Origin of the sequence: Pseudomonas sp. IT-P12, assembly GCF_949767465.1 — a bacterium.
Taxonomy (GTDB): domain Bacteria; phylum Pseudomonadota; class Gammaproteobacteria; order Pseudomonadales; family Pseudomonadaceae; genus Aquipseudomonas.
Genome location: NZ_CATKPY010000023.1, coordinates 253,803 through 273,552, shown reverse-complemented (window position 1 = coordinate 273,552; position 19,750 = coordinate 253,803). Strand labels below are relative to the sequence as shown.

General features: G+C 62.1%; 16 protein-coding genes. 5 read left to right on the top strand and 11 right to left on the bottom strand.

Annotated features, from left to right (window positions below):
* Positions 1-253: 253 nt before the first annotated feature.
* The 8 genes from ACM6IM_RS19515 to ACM6IM_RS19480 form a co-directional block, all read right to left on the bottom strand.
* The gene (locus ACM6IM_RS19515) at positions 254-1,849 is read right to left on the bottom strand and encodes an AAA family ATPase (RefSeq protein WP_192307606.1); all 1,596 of its coding nucleotides are present in this window, start codon (positions 1,847-1,849) and stop codon (positions 254-256) included.
* Positions 1,850-1,859: 10 nt separating this feature from the next.
* Complete coding sequence (aroB, locus tag ACM6IM_RS19510; protein ID WP_192307605.1) at positions 1,860-2,960, bottom strand: 3-dehydroquinate synthase; 1,101 nt, start codon at positions 2,958-2,960, stop codon at positions 1,860-1,862.
* Positions 2,961-3,110: 150 nt separating this feature from the next.
* Positions 3,111-3,629 carry a shikimate kinase AroK gene (aroK, locus tag ACM6IM_RS19505; protein ID WP_192307604.1) on the bottom strand — a complete coding sequence of 173 codons (519 nt, stop codon included), beginning with the start codon at positions 3,627-3,629 and terminating at the stop codon, positions 3,111-3,113.
* A gap of 4 nt (positions 3,630-3,633) precedes the next feature.
* The gene (pilQ, locus tag ACM6IM_RS19500) at positions 3,634-5,721 is read right to left on the bottom strand and encodes a type IV pilus secretin PilQ (RefSeq protein ID WP_192307603.1); all 2,088 of its coding nucleotides are present in this window, start codon (positions 5,719-5,721) and stop codon (positions 3,634-3,636) included.
* Between the two features lie 13 nt (positions 5,722-5,734).
* The gene (locus ACM6IM_RS19495) at positions 5,735-6,262 is read right to left on the bottom strand and encodes a pilus assembly protein PilP (RefSeq protein ID WP_414866046.1); all 528 of its coding nucleotides are present in this window, start codon (positions 6,260-6,262) and stop codon (positions 5,735-5,737) included.
* Positions 6,259-6,882 (bottom strand): type 4a pilus biogenesis protein PilO, encoded by a 624-nt coding sequence (pilO, locus tag ACM6IM_RS19490; protein ID WP_192307601.1) that lies wholly within the window; start codon positions 6,880-6,882, stop codon positions 6,259-6,261. Before pilO ends, ACM6IM_RS19495 begins: the two co-directional genes overlap by 4 nt.
* Complete coding sequence (locus tag ACM6IM_RS19485; RefSeq protein ID WP_192307600.1) at positions 6,879-7,445, bottom strand: PilN domain-containing protein; 567 nt, start codon at positions 7,443-7,445, stop codon at positions 6,879-6,881. Before ACM6IM_RS19485 ends, pilO begins: the two co-directional genes overlap by 4 nt.
* On the bottom strand, positions 7,445-8,509 hold the full coding sequence (locus ACM6IM_RS19480; protein ID WP_414866045.1) for a pilus assembly protein PilM: 1,065 nt from the start codon (positions 8,507-8,509) through the stop codon (positions 7,445-7,447). Before ACM6IM_RS19480 ends, ACM6IM_RS19485 begins: the two co-directional genes overlap by 1 nt.
* 219 nt (positions 8,510-8,728) lie before the next feature.
* Here ACM6IM_RS19480 and ACM6IM_RS19475 point away from each other — a divergent pair, with 219 nt between their 5' ends.
* On the top strand, positions 8,729-11,164 hold the full coding sequence (locus tag ACM6IM_RS19475; RefSeq protein ID WP_414866187.1) for a penicillin-binding protein 1A: 2,436 nt from the start codon (positions 8,729-8,731) through the stop codon (positions 11,162-11,164).
* Positions 11,165-11,379: 215 nt separating this feature from the next.
* On the opposite strand, the gene ACM6IM_RS19470 is transcribed toward ACM6IM_RS19475, so the two are convergent.
* From ACM6IM_RS19470 to rpmE, 3 genes are all read right to left on the bottom strand, one after another.
* Positions 11,380-12,648, bottom strand: a complete 1,269-nt coding sequence (locus tag ACM6IM_RS19470; protein ID WP_192307597.1) for a malic enzyme-like NAD(P)-binding protein — start codon at positions 12,646-12,648, stop codon at positions 11,380-11,382.
* A 179-nt stretch (positions 12,649-12,827) separates the two neighbouring features.
* On the bottom strand, positions 12,828-13,619 hold the full coding sequence (locus tag ACM6IM_RS19465; RefSeq protein WP_414866044.1) for a thermonuclease family protein: 792 nt from the start codon (positions 13,617-13,619) through the stop codon (positions 12,828-12,830).
* Between the two features lie 35 nt (positions 13,620-13,654).
* On the bottom strand, positions 13,655-13,873 hold the full coding sequence (gene rpmE / locus ACM6IM_RS19460; protein WP_018929146.1) for a 50S ribosomal protein L31: 219 nt from the start codon (positions 13,871-13,873) through the stop codon (positions 13,655-13,657).
* Between the two features lie 289 nt (positions 13,874-14,162).
* On the opposite strand from rpmE, the gene ACM6IM_RS19455 reads away from it, so the two are divergent.
* The 4 genes from ACM6IM_RS19455 to hslV all read left to right on the top strand — a co-directional run bounded on the left by ACM6IM_RS19455 (position 14,163) and on the right by hslV (position 19,726).
* Positions 14,163-16,382 (top strand): primosomal protein N', encoded by a 2,220-nt coding sequence (locus tag ACM6IM_RS19455; protein ID WP_414866043.1) that lies wholly within the window; start codon positions 14,163-14,165, stop codon positions 16,380-16,382.
* Between the two features lie 162 nt (positions 16,383-16,544).
* Positions 16,545-18,281, top strand: coding sequence for an arginine--tRNA ligase (gene argS / locus ACM6IM_RS19450; RefSeq protein ID WP_414866042.1), 1,737 nt, complete (start codon positions 16,545-16,547; stop codon positions 18,279-18,281).
* Position 18,282: 1 nt separating this feature from the next.
* Positions 18,283-18,981 (top strand): SPOR domain-containing protein, encoded by a 699-nt coding sequence (locus ACM6IM_RS19445; RefSeq protein ID WP_192307593.1) that lies wholly within the window; start codon positions 18,283-18,285, stop codon positions 18,979-18,981.
* A gap of 214 nt (positions 18,982-19,195) precedes the next feature.
* Complete coding sequence (gene hslV, locus ACM6IM_RS19440) at positions 19,196-19,726, top strand: ATP-dependent protease subunit HslV (RefSeq protein WP_003186641.1); 531 nt, start codon at positions 19,196-19,198, stop codon at positions 19,724-19,726.
* Positions 19,727-19,750 lie beyond the last annotated feature (24 nt).

The following is a 19,750-nucleotide window of genomic DNA, read 5'->3' as shown; positions in this document are numbered from 1 at the left end:
AAAAGGGAGGTCATTGTACACACCGACACGGAGGCTCACAAATTTGACGACGAAATGTCGCAAATCTATGTCGCATTTGTGAAAGGTTTAAAGCGATATGCTGTGCTAGTCAAAACTTTTTTAATTTCGACCGCACTGACTCAAAGACTACTGTGACGCAGACACCACAAGGCACGCGGCCTCTAAGGCCAGCGCGCGCTTGCAGAAATTTTGAGGTGCCGGGAGAGGCGGCCTGGGTAAGGCCGCCGAATCATCAGCGAGTTGCAGCCAGTTCCTGTTGGACGCTGGCGACAGTGCGAGGCCAAGGTTTACCAGCCTGAACCTTCGCTGGCAAGGCCTTGATGGCAGATACGGCCGCATCGCGGCTGGAGAAGCTACCGTAGGTGATCACGTAAAGCGGCTTGCCGTTGAGGACTTTCTTGAAGTAACGGTACTCGCCGCCCTGCTCCTTGACGAAGTTTTGCGCCGTCGCTTCGGAGCTGGTGCCCAGGATTTGCACGACGTAATTGCTCGTCGGCTGGCCCGCGTACCAGGTGCCACCCGCCGCCTTGGCTGCGGCAACCGGTTTCTCGGCAGGTTTGGCGGTCGCCACAGCGGCAGGCTTGGCAGGCGCTGGTGCCGGTTTAACGGCAGGCGCAGTCGGCACCGGCTTGGCAGTTGCCACCTGAGTCGGCGCAGGGAGCGGCTTGGCGGTCGGTGTCGGTGCCGGACCCGCCGGAACACCTTCAGGTGGCGCGGTGGTGGTCACGGTGGGCGGCGTGTTGCTGGAGCCCTCGACCGGCACGCCATCGTCGCCCTCGGTAATACCACCCGCCGCTTCAGCGAGCGGACCGCGCATGACCGGTTGCGAATTGCCGACCAACGGCAATGGCATCGGTTGCGAGTTACCGGCGAACTCAACGGCGGGCGCACCGCCACTGTTGGGTTGCGGCGTACCCTGGCCGAGCGGTAGTTGAGCCTGTTCGTTGGCGGGTGCGCCGGTAGTCGGTGCCTTGCTGCGACCTGGCATCAACCAGGCAGCGGCTACCGCAACCACGACGACGGCGGAAATCGCCAATACGTGTTTCTTCGGCATGTTGAACCCCATCGTTGGACGCTTGACCGCTGAGCGGCTGGCAATCATGGCTTCGATCATTGCATCGCGGGCGACCTGATTGATATTGCCAGGCCAACCTTCGGAGCTTTCGTGAATATCAGAGATCTGATCCGCAGTGAAAAGTTCGACACCGCGACCCGCACCCTCGAGCCGCTGGTCCAGATACTCGCGAGTCTCTTCCTCGGTGTAAGGCTGCAGCTCGATGACGTGGAAGCGCTCTTCCTCAAGGCTCAACGCCTCCAGCTGGGCAATCAGCGAAGACTCGCCGAACAGGAACACGTGCGGTCGTCCCTCCGGTGCACCCGCCGCCAGCTCCATCAAGACTTCCAGTGCAGACTCATCCAGTTGCTCGGCGTCATCGACCAGCAAATAGACTTCCTGCCCGGTCAGTGCGAGTTGCACGACCTGAGCCAGGATCGGACCGATCTCGGCCTGCTCGACATTCAGTGCCTGGGCCACCTGACGCAGTACCCCGGCCGCATCGCCGGCACCCCGGGCGGAAACCACCACGCTCTGCACCGACTGCTTGTTCGTGCTGGCCACCAGCGCCTGGCGCAACAGGGTTTTACCGCTGCCTTGCGGCCCGGTCACCACCAGCAACAACTGACTGTAGCGGGCCAGGTGGTGCAACTGGCCCAGCACCGGCTTGCGTTGGGCCGGGAAAAATTTGAAGCCAGGCACCCGTGGAGCGAAGGGGTCATGACTTAACTGGTAATGGCCGAGGAAAGCCTCGTCGGCATGCAAACTGGTCATCGGGATCTTATTAACCTTTAAGCTGAGCCAGGGCGCGGTAATCCGCTCCCAGCGTGGCCTGTAGAACCTCTTTCGGATAATCGTCGGTCACCACCGCTTCGCCCATGTGGCGCAGCAGCACCAGGCGCAAACGACCGTCGATCACTTTCTTGTCAATTGCCATGTGTTCGAGAAAATCGGCTTCAGTCATCTCTTCAGGCGGGATGACCGGCAGGCCGGCACGCTGGAACAGGCGAATGCCGCGATCTCGTTCCTGCTCGCTGATCCAGCCCAGGCGCGAGGACATCTCCAAGGCCATTACAGTGCCAGCAGCGACGGCCTCGCCGTGTAGCCACACACCATACCCCATGTGAGTTTCGATGGCGTGGCCGAAGGTGTGACCAAGGTTCAAGGTGGCACGAACGCCGGTTTCCTTCTCGTCGGCACCGACCACGGCCGCCTTGGCCGCGCAGGAACGTTCGATCGCATAGGTCAGGGCAACCTGGTCCAGTGCGCGCAGGCGATCGACGTTTTCTTCGAGCCAGGTGAGGAACGGTTCGTCGCAGATCAGCCCGTACTTGATGACTTCCGCCAGCCCGGCGGACAACTCGCGGGCCGGCAATGTATTGAGGGAGGCGGTATCGATCAGCACCACATTCGGCTGATAGAAGGCGCCGACCATGTTCTTGCCCAGCGGATGATTGATCCCGGTCTTGCCACCCACCGAGGAGTCGACCTGCGACAGCAGCGTGGTCGGAATCTGGATGAAATCGACGCCACGCTGGTAACAGGCGGCAGCAAAGCCGGCCATGTCGCCGATGACGCCGCCGCCGAGGGCGATGACCGTGGTGCGGCGATCATGGCGTGCGGTCAGCAGGCCATCGAAAATCTGTTGCAGGGTTTCCCAGTTCTTGAAGGCCTCGCCGTCGGGCAACACCACCGAAATCACCGAGAACTGCGCCAGGCTGCGGGTCAGACGTTCGAGATAGAGCGGCGCAACGGTTTCGTTGGAGATGATCGCCACTTGCCGTCCGCGAATATGCGGGGCCAGCAGCTCGGGTTGATCCAACAAACCTTCGCCAATGTGAATCGGGTAGCTGCGCTCGCCTAGATCGACCTTGAGTGTCTGCATGTGTCCCCACAGTGAAGATGGAATCAGGCGTCCTGCCCGAAGTTATCGAATGTCCACGGCATCTGCTGGTGTGACGCCGTTCGGTAGCCATCCGCCACAACTTGGGCGGTCGTGGCAGGACGCCGAGGATAGCGCATTTCGCGCCGCGCTTTAACGGGGAGGCAGTTGGTTCAGGCGCTCAAGAATGTCGAGCACGACCATTCGCGGTGGTCGCTCGTCGGTTTCCACCACCAGGTCGGCGATCTCCCGGTACAGCGGATCGCGCAACGCCAGCAAATCCCGCAGGGTCTTGGCCGGATCGGCGGTACGCAACAGGGGTCGATTGCGATCCCGAGCCGTGCGACCGACCTGCTGCTCAACGGAAGCATGCAGGTAAACCACCCGACCACCGGCGTGCAGGGCCCGACGATTGGCTTCGCGCATGACGGCACCGCCGCCGGTGGCCAACACCACGCCATCGCAGCCACACAGTTCGGCGATCATCGCCTGCTCGCGGTCACGGAAGCCCGGTTCGCCTTCCTTGTCGAAAATCCACGGGATATTCGCGCCCGTGCGCAATTCAATTTCCTTATCGGAATCTTTGAACGGCAGGCGCAGCTCTTTCGCCAGCAACCGGCCGATGGTGCTCTTTCCAGCCCCCATCGGTCCAACAAGAATCAAATTTCGCACAGAATCAATGACTCACAGCAATCGCCTGATTGTTCATGATACGCGGAGTGAGAAAGACCAGCAGCTCGGATTTTTTCTCCGAAACCACGTCACGCCGGAAAAGGCGGCCAAGATACGGCACATCGCCAAGAAATGGCACCTTATCTACAACCTTGCTCTGAGTATTTGAGAAAACCCCACCGATCACGATGGTCTCGCCGTCGTTGACCAGGACCTTGGCGTTGACCTCGTTTTTCTTGATCGGCGGCACATCCTGCACCTTGTTGAGGTAGTCCGGTTCGTCCTTGGTGACCTTGACCTCCATAATGATCCGGTTGTCCGGTGTGATCTGCGGCGTCACTTCCAGCGACAGCGAGGCCTCCTTGAACGATACCGAGGTGGCACCGCTGGAAGCGGCCTCTTGGTACGGGATTTCGGTACCTTTGAGGATTTTCGCGGTTTCCTTGTCGGACGTGACCACCTTGGGCTGCGAGACGATTTCGCCGTTGCCGGTTTTTTCCATGGCGGTCAGTTCGAGGTCCAGCAGCACGTTGTCGGTGATGAACGCGATGCCGATCCCCGAGGTGTTGGCCGAGGTGCCCATGTCGACAAAGGGCGAATTGGTGCTGGTGCTGCCCGGTGTGCCGATGGTCGACGAGGCATTGGCGCCGTTGCTGACACCGGACGTGTTCCAGTTGCCCTTGTTCTGCACCGAGCCACCCCAGCGCACGCCCAGGCTCTTGTCGTAGTCGACGTTGGCTTCGACGATCCGCGCCTCGATCATGACCTGTCGCACGGGGATATCCAGTTGCGCAACGATCCTGCGCAATTCGTCGAGACGGTCCTGGGTCTGGTAGGCAATGATGTTGTTGGTCCGCTCGTCGACGGTGATCGACCCGCGCTCGTCGACCTTCGCCTCGGCACTGGTCACCGACTGGAACAACTTGGCGATGTCCGCCGCCTTGGCGTAATTGACCTGCAGCAGCTCCCGGCGCAACGGCGCCAGTTCGGCGATCTGCTTTTGCGACTCCAGTTCCTGGCGCTCGCGGGCGGCAATCTCGTCGGCCGGCGCCACCAGCAACACGTTACCGATCTTGCGCTTGTCCAGCCCCTTGGTCTTGAGCACCAGGTCGAGCGCCTGATCCCATGGCACGTTTTGCAGGCGCAGGGTGATACCACCCTGCACCGTATCACTGGCGACCAGGTTGAGGTTGGTGAAGTCGGCGATCAGTTGCAGCACCGAGCGCACGTCGATGTCCTGGAAATTCAGCGAGAGCTTTTCACCGCTGTAGGCGAAACGCTCGGCGTTTCGCTTCTGCAAATCGTCGACAGTCATCGGACGGACGCTGACAGTCAGCTTGTTGTCGGTCTGATAGGTCGAATAGTCGAACGCCCCGCTGGGTTCGATGACGATGTTCGCCCGGTCACCCGTGGCGCTGGCGTTGACGAATTGCACAGGCGTGGCGAAATCCTTGACGTCCAGGCGCACCCGCAAGGGTTCCGGCAGTTGGGTCCTGGCGAAGCCCAGGACAATCTTGCCCTCGCGCTCCTGGATGTCCGGTGCGATGGACGGATCGGAGAGGTCGATGACGACGTTGCCTTCCCCCTGGGTACCGCGCTGGAAATCCACGCCGCGAATCGCCTTGCTCACCGGCGCATAGCTTTTGGCTGGCGCCGCCGTGGCCGTGGCGGCTCGTGATGGCCTGGGGGCGGAGGTCACGGCCTGGGTATTGGCGCCACGCCCGACCACCACCACGACCTGATTGCCTTCGACCCTGGCGGTATAAGGCGTCAGCTGGGTCAGGTTGATGATCAGCCGCGCCCGCCCCTTGGCCTCGACCACCGTGGCGCTGCGCGCGTTGCCGCCGCCCAGGTCGCGGGTCTTGCTCGCCAGCTGGCTGACAACGCCGGGCAGGTCCAGCGCAATCCTGGCGGGCTGCTCGGTCGTATAGCCCTGGGGCTGCGGCGGCGGCCCATCGAATGACAACTTCAACTCGACACGGTCACCCGGCAGCGCCGCCACATCCAGCGCCTTGAGGTTGGCCGCCTGTACCATCGGTGACATCAACGCTATCCATAGCGAAATTCCGAAGGTTGCGAAAATCCTGTTCATTATTCGAGTTCCACTATGAGTGCTCTTTCAAAGGGATGGTCCGCGGCCGCTCCAGCCAGGCGCCCTGGCCGTCGGGAACGATTTCGACCACATCGACTTGCGAGCTGCTGATGGCGACGATCCGTCCATCGTTACGCCCCAGGTAATCACCGACTTTCAACCGATGCACACCCCCCGCCCCGCGCAGGAGCGCAAAGGAGCCCGTGGCATTGGAAAGGGTGCCGACCATTTCAAACTGCTCGATGTTGAAGCCTTCGAGGTATTGTTTCACCCGATTGGGGTCGGGCTTGACGTTGCGCGAGCCGTGTTGCCGGCCCGCCAGATCGACCCTGACCTGCCGGGAAAACGGGCTTCGCAGGTTCGAGGCGTTGTAGGTGAACGTGGGGTAAGACCGGAACGTCGGCGTTGGTTCAATCTTGCCCGGCGCACGCAGGCGCATTTCGTTCATGTAGGCATCCAGGTCCTGGAAGTCACTGCCGTTGCCACAGCCGGAGAGGACAACCAGCGTCGCGATCATCGCCACTGTACGAATCAGGCTCATTTCTGCAGCCCCTTGTCGTTGTAACGATAGGTCTTGGCCAGGATGCTCATGCGCAATTTCGGGCCACCTTCGGGGTCGACCGGCGCGATGTCGAAGTCATGCAGGGTGACGATGCGCGGCAAACCGGCCACCCCGCTGACGAACGTGGCGAGGTCGTGATAGGCGCCCGTCACGGTAATCTGGATTGGCAGTTCGATATAGAACTGTTGGGTGACTTCGGGCAGCAGCTTGATTTCCTCGAACTCCAGCCCGCTGCCGAGCCCGGTCCGGGTGATGTCCTCCAACAAGCCAGGCACTTCGGTATCGCTGGGCAACTGCCGTAACAGCACGCCAAAGGAGTTCTCCATCTCCTTCATCTGCTGGACATACAGTTCCAGGTTCGCGGCCATGTGCACCTTGGTCGCGAATTGCTCCTTGAGCGTCGACTCTTCCTCTCGCTTGAGCTGCAACTGGCTCTCAAGATCGCTGACGGAGAAGTTGTAGCCCAGCGCAAGCACCAGGATCATCAACAGGATACCCACCACGGCCTTGATGGCGGGGGGCCAGGACCCCATGTTGTTGGTATCCAGGTCGTTGATATCGATCTTGCGCAGCCCCTCGAACCATTCCGCCAGGCTCATTGAACGCCCTCCCCGGCAACTGGCTGGGTCTGACGAACGGTCAACTGGAAGACGTTGGCCTGGTCCAGCTGGCCAGCGGTGGTCGCCTTGACTTCCGTCAGGGTGGGCGCGTCGAACCAGTCCGACGCATCCAGGTTGCGCATCAGGTCGGACACGCGATTGTTCGATTCTGCCGCGCCGACAATGGACAGGGTCTTGCCCTCCATTTTCACCTCGGTGAAATACACCCCTTCCGGCAAGGTTCGCGCCAACTGATCGAAGATTCGCCCGCTGATCGGGCGATTGCCTTGCAGGTCCTGAATGATGCGCATGCGCTCGAGCAGTTGCTGGCGCCGGGCCTTGAGGTCGCTGATCTGCTTGATGCGCTCGTCTACCCCGACAATCTGCTGGCCAATGTAGTTGTTTCGGGCAATCTGTCGATCGATGGCGCCACTGATGGCCTGGCCGGCGATCAGTACCGCACCGATCGATCCCACCAGCACGCCGGCCAGCGCCAGCAAAAAACGCTTGCGGCGGTGTTCGCGCAGCTCTTCGCGCCAGGGTAAAAGGTTGATCCGCGCCATCAGTCGAAACTCCTGAGGGCCAGTCCGCATGCGATCATCAGCGCCGGTGCATCGCTGGCCAGCGCCCCGGCATTGACCTTGCTGCTCAGCGCCATGTCCGAGAAGGGGTTGGCCACCTGGGTCGGCGTGCCAAGTCGCTGCTCGATCAGGCGGTCCAGCCCTGGCACCGATGCGGTACCGCCCGCCAGCAGTATGTGATCGACGGCGTTGTACTGGCCGGAGGCAAAGAAGAACTGCAACGAACGCGACACTTGCTGCACCAGTGCGTCACGGAACGGCTGCAAGACTTCGCTGACGTAATCGTCCGGCAGACCGCCCTGTTTCTTGGCAAGGCCCGCCTGCTCGAACGTCAGGCCGTAGCGGCGCTGGATTTCTTCAGTCAGCTGGCGCCCGCCGAACAATTGTTCGCGGGTGTAGATGATGCGGCCGTTGTGCAGGACGCTGAGGGTGGTCATCGTCGCACCGATGTCGACCACGGCCACTGTCAGTTGCTCCCGGGAGGCGGCCAGGTGCCCGGTCAGCAAACCGAAGGCGCGCTCCAGTGAGTAGGCCTCGACATCGACCACCCGGGCGGTCAGCCCGGCCAGCGCAAGGGCGGCTTCGCGGACTTCGACGTTTTCCTTGCGACAGGCTGCCAGCAGCACGTTCACCCGCTCGGGGCTGCGCGCCGACGCGCCCTGGACCTCGAAGTCGATGGCGACTTCGTCCAGTGGGTAAGGGATGTACTGGTCGGCCTCGATCTTCAGCTGGTTTTCCATGTCGTCATCGGAAAGCCCGGCGTCCATCTCGATGGTCTTGGTGATCACCGCCGACCCGGCCACCGCCACCGCGACATTCCTGAGGCCGGTCCGGGCCTTGAGCAACACACGAGTGAGTGCCTGGCCCACGCCCTCGAGCTCGGCAATATTCTTCTCGACCACCGCATTGGCGGGCAGCGGCTCTACCGCATAGGCTTCGACCCGGTAGCGGTCGCCCTGGCGGCTCAACTCAAGAAGCTTTACCGACGTGGAGCTGATGTCGATCCCCAACAGCAGATTGGCCTTTTTATTGAAGAGTCCCAGCACTACCAATTCCCTATGACTTTCCGTGAGTTACGGACTCTGTAATGTCCATTGCGTTCCAACCATCTGTCTTGACAGCAGCGCAAATGACGCCCCCGATGGAAAAATGCTTATAATGCCCAACGTTTTTTTCCGCTATTCATGTCAAGCGCGGGTCGTTCTCCTCAGTATCTGAACCCTGATGCCTCACTCATTCTTTGCCCTGGATATCCCAACACCTTGATTCGTCTGCTGAAATTTTTCGGTTGGTCCATCGTCGCCGTTTTCTGCGGACTGCTTCTGGGTCTGAGCGGTGCATTTCTTTACCTTAGCCCCGGATTGCCGTCTGTGGAGGCTTTGAGAAGCATTCAGTTGCAGATTCCTCTGCGGGTTTACAGCAGCGATGACAAGTTGATCGCAGAATTTGGCGAAATGCGCCGCACGCCGATCCGTTTCGCCGACATTCCCCCCAATTTCATCAATGCACTGCTGAGCGCCGAAGACGACAATTTTGCCAACCATTATGGTGTCGACCCCAGCAGCCTGATGCGTGCGGCCACGCAATTGGTCAAGAGCGGTCACATTCAGTCCGGCGGCAGTACCATCACCATGCAGGTCGCGAAGAACTTCTTCCTGACCAGCGAACGCAGCTTTTCTCGCAAAACCACGGAAATCCTCCTCGCCCTGCAGATCGAACGGCAACTGACCAAGGACGAGATCCTGGAACTGTACGTCAACAAGATCTACCTGGGTAACCGGGCCTACGGCATTGAGGCGGCGGCGCAGGTTTACTACGGCAAGTCGATCCGTGATGTCAGCCTGGCGCAGATGGCAATGATTGCCGGCCTGCCAAAAGCGCCCTCGCGGTTCAATCCGCTGGCCAATCCGGCGCGCAGCAAGGAACGTCGCGACTGGATCCTGGGGCGGATGTACAAACTCGGGAAAATCAGCGAAAGCGACTACACCGCGGCGATCAATGAACCGCTGAATGCCAGCTATCACGTGCCGACCCCGGAAGTGAACGCCCCCTACATCGCGGAAATGGCCCGTGCCGAGATGGTCGGCCGCTACGGCAGCGACGCGTATACCGAGGGTTTCCGCGTCACCACCACGGTGCCGAGCAACCTGCAGGAAATGGCCAACAACGCACTTCACGAAGGCTTGATGACCTACGACCAGCGTCATGGTTATCGCGGCCCCGAATCGCGCCTGCCGGGCAAGACACGTGAAGCCTGGGCCAGCGAACTGACCAAGCAGCGCACGATCAGCAGCCTCGAGCCAGCCATCGTCACCCAGGTCGACAAAACCGGCCTGCAAGTCCTGACCCGCACCGGCAGCGAGCATGTCGGCTGGGACAGCATGAAGTGGGCGCGGCCATTCCTGAACACCAACAGCATGGGCGCCAACCCCAAGCAGCCGTCGGACGTGGCCCAGGTCGGCGACCTGATTCGCGTTCAGCGCCAGCCGGACAACTCGCTGAAGTTCAGCCAGATTCCACAGGCACAAGGCGCACTGGTTTCCCTTGATCCACAGAACGGCGCGATTCGTTCGCTGGTCGGCGGCTTCGCCTTCGAGCAGAGTAATTACAACCGCGCCATGCAGGCCAAGCGCCAGCCAGGCTCGAGCTTCAAGCCATTCGTCTACAGCGCTGCGCTGGACAATGGCTACACCGCCGCCAGCCTGGTGAACGACGCCCCGATCGTGTTCGTTGACGAGTACCTGGACAAGGTGTGGCGTCCGAAGAACGACACCAACACCTTCCTTGGCCCGATCCGCCTGCGCGAAGCGCTGTACAAGTCGCGCAACCTGGTGTCGATCCGCCTGTTGCAGGCATTGGGCGTCGACCGCACCATCGACTACATCAGCAAGTTCGGCTTCAACAAGCAGGACCTGCCGCGCAACCTGTCCCTGGCCCTGGGCACCGCGACGCTGACCCCGATGGAGATCGCCACTGGCTGGAGCACCTTTGCCAACGGCGGCTACAAGATCACCCCGTTCATCATCGACAAGATCGAAAGCCGTAATGGCGACACGCTCTTCGTGGCCAACCCGCCGAGCGTGCCGAAAGGCGATGCCGCCCCGGACGGAATCGCCGCGCCGGCCGCGCAAGCGTTCACGGTCGACGCAACACCGGGCGAAGCAACGGGCCAGCCGGTCCCGCAGGCACCGGCCGTGGCCGAGCGCATTGTCGATGGCCGAACCACCTACATCCTCAACAGCATGCTCCAGGACGTGATCAAACTCGGCACCGGTCGCCGAGCCCTGGCCATGGGTCGTTCCGACATCGCCGGCAAGACCGGTACCACCAACGAATCCAAGGACGCCTGGTTCTCCGGGTACAACGCGGACTACGTGACCACCGTCTGGACCGGTTTCGACCAACCGGAAAGCCTCGGCAAGCGCGAGTTTGGTGGCACCGTCGCCCTGCCGATCTGGATGAACTACATGTCCGCCGCCCTCAAGGACAAGCCGCCACACACCCAGCCGGAACCGGAAGGCATCCTCAGCCTGCGAGTGGACCCGATCAGTGGCCGCGCTGCGTCCCCAAGCACACCTGGCGCGTACTTCGAACTGTTCAAGGCCGAAGACACGCCCCCATCGGTGAACGAACTGGGCAACGGCAGCGCACCGGGCAGCCCGCTGCCGGCAGACGAATCGGCACCGATCGATTTGTTCTGATCACTCGATGCGCGCCAAAAGCCCCGCTCTTCGTTAGAAGGCGGGGCTTTTTTTGTCTGGAGATTCTCGGTGCAACTGCTGACCTCATCGCAAGCAGGCTCGCTCTCACACGTCCTGCTCGCGATGAGGCCTGCCGTATCGACCTGAAAACCGGGAGGCAATAAAAAACCCCGACTCTCACGAGCCGGGGCTTTCGGATGGAGCGCTACAACGACTTAGCCGTTGAACACGTCATCCACGCTTTTCAGCGGGTAGTTCTTCGGATACGGCAGGGTCGCCACGCCGGTCTCGATCGCAGCCTTGGCCACGGCGTCGGAGATCAGGGTGATCAGGCGGGCATCCATTGGTTTCGGAATGATGTACTCACGACCGAACTCCAGCTTGATACCGCCGTAGGCGTCGCACACTTCCTGAGGCACTGGCAGCTTGGCCAGTTCACGCAGGGCGTTGGCCGCCGCGACTTTCATCTCTTCGTTGATGCGCTTGGCGCGAACGTCCAGGGCGCCACGGAAGATGAACGGGAAGCCCAGCACGTTGTTGACCTGGTTCGGGTAGTCCGAACGGCCGGTGGCCATGATCACGTCGCTGCGGGTGGCGTGTGCCAGCTCCGGGGAGATTTCCGGGTCCGGGTTCGAGCAGGCGAACACGATCGGGTTGGCCGCCATGGACTTCAGACCTTCGGCACTCAGCAGGTTCGGGCCGGACAGGCCAACGAACACATCGGCGCCTTGCAGGGCATCCGCCAGGGTGCGTTTGTCGGTCGCGTGAGCGAAGACAGCCTTGTACTGGTTCAGGTCGTCACGGCCGGAGTGGATCACGCCGGTACGGTCAACCATGTAGATGTTTTCGATGTTGGCACCCATGCTCACCAGCAATTTCATGCAGGAGATGGCGGCCGCACCAGCGCCCAGGCAGACGATCTTGGCCTCTGGCAGGGTTTTGCCAGCGATTTCCAGGGCGTTGATCATGCCCGCAGCGGTCACGATGGCAGTACCGTGCTGGTCATCGTGGAATACCGGGATGTCGCACTGCTCGATCAGGGCACGCTCGATCTCGAAGCACTCAGGCGCCTTGATGTCTTCGAGGTTGATGCCACCGAAGGTGATGGAGATACGCTTGACGGTGTCGATGAAGGCTTGCGGGCTTTCGGAGTCGACTTCGATGTCGAACACGTCGATGCCGGCGAAACGCTTGAACAGAACACCCTTGCCTTCCATCACTGGCTTGGAAGCCAATGGGCCCAGGTTACCCAGGCCGAGAATCGCGGTGCCATCGGAAATGACTGCAACCAGGTTGCCTTTGCCGGTGTATTTGTAGGCCAGCTCAGGGTCGCGACCGATTTCGCGCACTGGTTCGGCTACGCCGGGGCTGTAGGCCAGCGACAGGTCGCGGGCGGTAGCGGTGGGCTTGGTGAGCTCGACGCTCAGCTTTCCTGGACGAGGATTGGCGTGATACTCGAGAGCGGCAGTTTTCAAATCAGACATGTGGGCATTCCGCTTTTACTGTTGGACAGACTGGTCAGCGAGGATACGCGCCTCGCAAAGTCCCCACAAGACTGACCGGTCACCCCTGTCAAGCGCCCTGCACTACGACTTTGGGCCAAGACCCGCGAAACACAAGGGATAGACTGTCTACAATCAACGGAAAAAATGTCTACAATTTTCTAGCGCGACATCACCTGAATCATCGCCGGATCGGTCAGTGGCAGCATCCAACGCGCCTGACCAGGCTTGAGCCCACCGCGACGCGAACGGTCGAGCACCCAGCCACGCGCCTCGATAGGCTTGCCTTCCAGCCTTTGCAGCGACTCTGCATCAAAACGGCCCAGCAGATTGGGTGCAACACGCAGCACAACCGAATCCTGTAATTCGATCCAAATCCCGCCACGATTGCGTTGAACCTTGCTCACACGCCCGCTGAGCAGGGCAAAACCGGACATGCTGATCTGATCCGCTTTCAGTACAGGCGACTGACGCCAGAGGCCCAGTCCGGCCTCGCGTGCACTGCGCTCCGCCGCCTGCTGGCAGTCGACAAAATCAACATTCGGGGCGACCGCGACCAGATAACCCAGGCCTTCGGCGAGCATTGTCGCTTCAAGATTGGCCCCGTCAGCCGCAAAGACATGGGCCAGGGTTCGACCGGAATGGTCTTTGCTTTCCTTGCCGGGCAGCAAACCGACCCGCCCGTCACTTGCCGCCACCAGGGCTTCGAGCCGTTTGCGTGCAGCCACGGCAAACGGTTCGTCGGATCGACCTTTCTTGCCCAGTTCGGGCGTATTCAAGCCGATCATGCGCACGCTGCGGCCATCAGCGAGGCGCAGGGTGTCGCCATCCACCACGCGCTGGACCGCGACCGATGTCAGCCCACCCGGCGCCGGGCAAAAGGCCTGGGCCGCGGAGAGCCAAATCGCGGACACAAAAAAGGCGCCCGCAAGGGACGCCTTTTTCATCAGCATGGAAAAACCGTAGCGGCTTCCCAAGTTGACAGGCCTTAGGCCTTTTTCGCGCCGAAAGCACCGAAACGGTCGGCGAAGCGCTGTACGCGGCCGCCAGTGTCCAGAGTCTTTTGCTTACCGGTGTAGAACGGGTGGCACTCGTTGCAAACGTCGATCGCCAGGGCTTTGCCGTAGGTCGAACGGGTTTCGAACTTGTTGCCGCAGCTGCAGGTAACAGCAACTGCTGGGTATTCTGGATGGATATCAGCTTTCATGGTGTTTTCCTCAGGCTAGCGTGCCGCCACCCAACACTATTGTTGAATACCGCACGTAATTAGGCCGCGGATTCTACCAGACAATGTCATTCGCGCAAGCTGTCGCTTCTACCGACCGTCTGCTAGGCTCCCGGCCTTGAGCGCGATCCCCATGTGGGAGCGGGCTTGCTCGCGAAAGCGGTGTATCAGCCAGCATTTATGCCTACAGACACGGCGCCTTCGCGGGCAAGCCCGCTCCCACAGGTTTCATCCACTCCTTCTTTATCGCCTGTTGACCGAGACCCCCCGCGTGCCCGACGCCATTTTGCGCCTTGCCTTGCCCTCGCCGCTGCGCCGCCTGTTCGACTACCGGGCGCCGGCCGGGGTTCTGCGTGCCCAGTTGCAGCCCGGCATGCGCCTGAGGGTGCCGTTCGGCCGGCGGGAGATGATCGGGATCCTGGTGGAGGTCACCGACACCAGCGAAGTGCCCGCGCAAAAACTCAAGCCGGCGCTGGCCCTGCTCGATGCCACGCCGCCCCTGCCGCCCGCGCTGTTCAAACTGTGCCTGTGGACCTCGCAGTACTATCAGCACAGCCTCGGCGACACCTTGAGCTGGGCGCTGCCGGTGCTGCTGCGCCAGGGCGAACTGGCCGAAGCACGCCAGGAGCGCTTCTGGTCCGCCGCCCCCGGCGCCCGCCTGGATGACCCGCGTATCGCCCGCGCGCCGCGTCAGCGCGAGGCACTGGCGACCCTGGCCCAACACCCCCACGGCGTCGCCCACACGCTGCTGAGCAAACTGATGCTGAGCAAGGACAGCCTTGACCTGCTGCTGGCCAAGGAACTGGTCCAGGTCGAGATCCGCCGGCATGCGCCCGGCGTTCGCCACGAACACTGGCTGGCGCAACCGGAGCTGCCGCTCAACCCCGAACAGCGGGCCGCCTATGAAGCGATTCGCGCCGGTTTCGACAGCTATCACGCGTTTCTGCTGGCCGGCGTCACCGGCAGCGGCAAGACCGAAGTCTACCTACAGCTGATTCGTGAAACCCTCGAGGCCGGCAAGCAGGCACTGGTGCTGATCCCGGAAATCAACCTCGGCCCGCAAACCCTGGCGCGCTTCGAGCAGCGCTTCAATGCGCGCATCGCGCTGATTCACTCGGCGGTCAACGACCGCGAGCGCCTGGACGCGTGGCTGGCCGCCCGGGACGGCGAGGCCGACATCATCATCGGCACCCGCTCGGCGCTATTCACCCCGATGAAGAACCCCGGCCTGATCATTATCGACGAAGAGCACGACGGCTCCTATAAACAGCAGGAAGGCCTGCGCTATCACGCCCGGGACCTGGCACTGGTCCGTGCACGACAGGAAAACATTCCGATCGTGCTCGGCTCCGCCACGCCATCGCTGGAAAGCCTGCACAACGCCTACACCGGCCGCTACGGCCTGCTGCGCCTGAATGAACGCGCCGGTGGCGCCAAACAACCGCGATTCCTGCGCCTGGATGTGAAAAGCCGGCCGCTGGACAGCGGCATCTCCGGCCCGATGCAACAGGCCATTGGCCAGACACTCGCCGCCGGCCAGCAGGTGCTGGTGTTCCTCAATCGCCGGGGATTCGCGCCCACCCTGTTGTGTCACGACTGCGGCTGGATGTCCGAATGCCAGCGCTGCGATGCGCGCATGACCGTGCACCAGCGCTACGGGGAACTGCGCTGTCACCATTGCGGCTATGCCGAGCGCGTGCCACGCCAGTGCCCGAAATGCAGCAAGGTCGATTTGCGCCCGGTGGGCGCCGGCACCGAACGGGCCGAAGAACGCCTGGCCATCCTGTTCCCGGACTACCCGGTATTGCGTGTCGACCGCGACAGCACCTCGCGCAAGGATGCGATGAACCAACTGTTCGCCACCATTCAGAAAGGCCAGCCGTGCATCCTGGTGGGTACGCAGATGCTCGCCAAGGGTCACCATTTCCCACGGGTCACCCTGGTGTCGATTCTCGATGCCGATGGCGGTTTGTTTTCCGGCGACTTCCGCGCCAGCGAACGCATGGCGCAACTGATCGTCCAGGTCGCCGGCCGCGCCGGTCGGGCCGAAGAACCGGGTCGGGTGATCATCCAGACCCACCTCGCCGACCATCCCCTGCTGGTGCAATTGACCGAACAGGGTTACTTCGCCTTTGCCGAACAAGCCTTGAGCGAGCGGCGCGCGGCAGGCCTGCCGCCTTTCGCGCACCTGGCCCTGTTGCGGGCTGAAGCGCACAAACCCGGGCAAGCCGAGGGGTTTCTCGATGAAGCCTGCAGCGAGGCCGAGCGTTTGCTGCTCGAGCAGAACCTGACCGGCATTGAACTGCTGGGCCCCGTACCGGCACCGATGGAACGTCGGGCCGGACGCTTTCGTGCGCAATTGTTGCTCCAGGCCACGGCCCGGGCGCCGCTGCATCGGTTGCTGGCCAGTTGGTTGCTGGCGCTGGAACAGATGCCCAGCGGGCGGGCGGTGCGCTGGTCGCTGGATGTCGACCCCGTCGACCTGTATTGAACGACGGATCGCCTTCGACCCGCTCGCGATGAGGGCTCGATTGTCACCGCATATCCACAACCTGCCTGCTAAGGTTGGCAAGCCCGCCCCGGCAACGGATAATGCCCAGTTTTTCCACCAGCGCACCCTGCGCCGCCGCGCCTGCGGTCGAAAGAGAAGACCATGAAAGACACCATTCGCCAGCTGATCCAACAAGCCATCACCCAACTCGTCAACGAAGGTGTGTTGCCTGAAGGCCTGTCGCCGGCGATCCAGGTGGAAAACTCCCGCGACAAGAAAAACGGCGATTTCGCCAGCAACATCGCCATGATGCTGGCCAAGCCGGCCGGCATGAAGCCGCGCGACCTGGCCGAGAAAATCATCGCCGCGCTGCCGGCCGACGAAAACGTTTCCAAGACCGAAATCGCCGGCCCGGGCTTCCTCAATTTCTTCCAGAACACCCAGGCCCTGGCCTCGCGCCTGGACGCCGCACTGGCCGACGAACGCATCGGCGTGCGCAAGGCCGGCCCGGCGCAACGTACGGTGGTCGACCTGTCGGCCCCCAACCTGGCCAAGGAGATGCACGTCGGCCACTTGCGCTCGACCATCATCGGCGACGGCGTGGCCCGTGTGCTGGAATTCCTCGGTGACGAAGTGATCCGTCAGAACCATGTGGGCGACTGGGGCACCCAGTTCGGCATGCTGATGGCCTACCTGCAGGAAAATCCCATCACCAGCGACGAGCTGTCGGACCTGGAGAACTTCTACCGCGCCGCCAAGCAGCGCTTCGACGAATCCACCGAGTTCGCCGACCGCGCCCGTGGCCTGGTGGTCAAGCTGCAGGCCGGTGACGCCGAGTGCCTGGCGCTCTGGACCCGCTTCAAGGACATCTCGCTGTCCCACTGCCAGAAAATCTACGAACTGCTGAACGTCAAGCTGACCATGGCCGACGTCATGGGCGAAAGCGCCTACAACGACGACCTGATCAACGTGGTCAACGACCTCAAGGCCGCCGGTCTGCTGGTCGAAAGCAACGGCGCCCAGTGCGTGTTCCTCGACGAATTCAAGAACGCCGACGGCGATCCGCTGCCGGTGATCATCGTCAAGGCGGACGGCGGCTACCTCTACGCCACCACCGACCTGGCGGCCGTGCGCTACCGCAGCGGCAAGCTCAAGGCCGATCGCGCCCTGTATTTCGTCGACCAGCGTCAGGCCCTGCACTTCCAGCAGGTGTTCGCCGTCGCCCGCAAGGCCGGTTTCGTGACGCACCCGATGGAAATGGAACACATGGGCTTCGGCACCATGAACGGCGCCGATGGCCGCCCGTTCAAGACCCGTGACGGCGGCACGGTGAAGCTGATCGACCTGCTGACCGAAGCCCAGGAACGCGCCTACACCCTGGTCAAGGACAAGAACCCTGAACTGGCCGAGACCGAACTGCGCAGTATTGCCAAGGTGGTGGGCATCGACGCGGTGAAGTACGCCGACCTGTCCAAGCACCGCACCAGCGACTACAGCTTCAACTTCGACCTGATGCTCAACTTCGAAGGCAACACCGCACCGTATCTGCTCTACGCCTACACCCGCGTGGCCGGTGTGTTCCGCAAGCTGGGCAAGAACTTCAGCGAAGTCGACGGCCAGATCGTCCTGGAAGCCGCCCACGAACTGGAGCTGGCGGCGAAGCTCGCGCAGTTCGGCGAAGTGCTGAACAACGTGGCCGAGAAGGGCACGCCGCACGTCCTGTGCGCCTACCTGTACGACGTCGCCGGCCTGTTCTCCGGTTTCTACGAGAACTGCCCGATCCTCAGCGCCGAAACCCCGGCGCAGATGCAGAGCCGCCTGCGCCTCGCCGCGCTGACCGGCCGCACTCTCAAGCAAGGCCTGGAACTCTTGGGCCTGGAAACTCTGGAGCGCATGTAAGTTGGCCGCCAAGAAAAAACCTGCACCCAAGCGTGGCGCCAGCCGTTATCAAGCCCCTGCAAAGCAACCGATCCCGGGTTGGCTGTGGATGGCCATCGGCCTGACGGTCGGCGCGTTCATCGTGTTCCTGATGAAACTGGAGCCGGGCAAGGGCAGCGACAGCGTCAAGCGCGAGAAAATCGAACAGCAGAAAGCCACCAGGATCGCCGAGGCCAACAAGACCCCGCCGAGCCCGACGCAACCGGTCAAACCCAAGTACGACTTCTACACCTTGCTGCCGGAATCGGAAGTCATCGTGCCGCCCGATGCCGTGCCGGAGAAAACCCCGCCGACACCTGCCGTGCCGACCACCCCGGTCACGCCAGCGGAAGCGGCGAAGATCGATACCGCACGCGCGCAGGCCGCACTGGCCGGCATTACTCCGCCTCCGGCACCGCCGGTGGCCAAGGCGGCGCCCGTGACCAAGTATTTCCTGCAGGCCGGTTCGTTCCGCAAGGAGGCTGATGCGGACAAGGTTCGGGCGCAGATCATCCTGCTGGGCCAGGCCGTTTCGGTGGAGTCCGGCACGGTCAAGGAAGAGACCTGGTATCGGGTGCTGGTCGGGCCTTTCAGCAATCGCGAACAACTGACCACCGCGCAGAAACAACTGGCCGGTGCGGGGTTCAGCAACCTGCTGTTACAACAGCGGCAGAATCGCTGATTCCCGACTCCGGGACATCGTTCATCGCGAGCAGGCTCGCTCCCACAGGGCTCGGGTGGGAGCGAGCTGCTCGCGATGGCACCAGCCGCCACACCGCCTCCCTTGTCGTATTGCACCGCTCGTCCCCCGCCAAAGCCCGCAGTTGAAATCCGCTCCACCACCCCCATATGAATGGGCAGAAGGCATTTTCGCCCCGCTGCGTGGAGACTCTCCCTTGACCACCATCGTTTCAGTTCGCCGCCACGGCAAAGTCGTCATGGGCGGCGACGGCCAGGTTTCTCTCGGCAATACCGTGATGAAGGGCAACGCGAAGAAAGTTCGCCGCCTGTACCACGGCCAGGTCATTGCCGGGTTTGCCGGTGCCACCGCTGACGCCTTTACCCTCTTCGAACGGTTCGAAGGCCAGCTCGAGAAACATCAGGGTCACCTGGTTCGCGCCGCCGTCGAACTCGCCAAGGAGTGGCGCACCGATCGCTCCCTCAGCCGCCTCGAAGCCATGCTGGCGGTCGCCAACAAGGACGCCTCGCTGATCATTACCGGCAACGGCGACGTGGTCGAACCCGAAGATGGCCTGATCGCGATGGGCTCCGGCGGCGCGTATGCGCAGGCCGCCGCCAGCGCCCTGCTGAAAAAGACCGACCTGTCGGCCCGTGAAATCGTCGAGACCGCCCTCGGTATCGCCGGCGACATCTGCGTATTCACCAACCACACCCAGACCATTGAGGAGCAGGATCTCGCTGAATAAGCCTGTTGCGGCCCGTGTGCCACG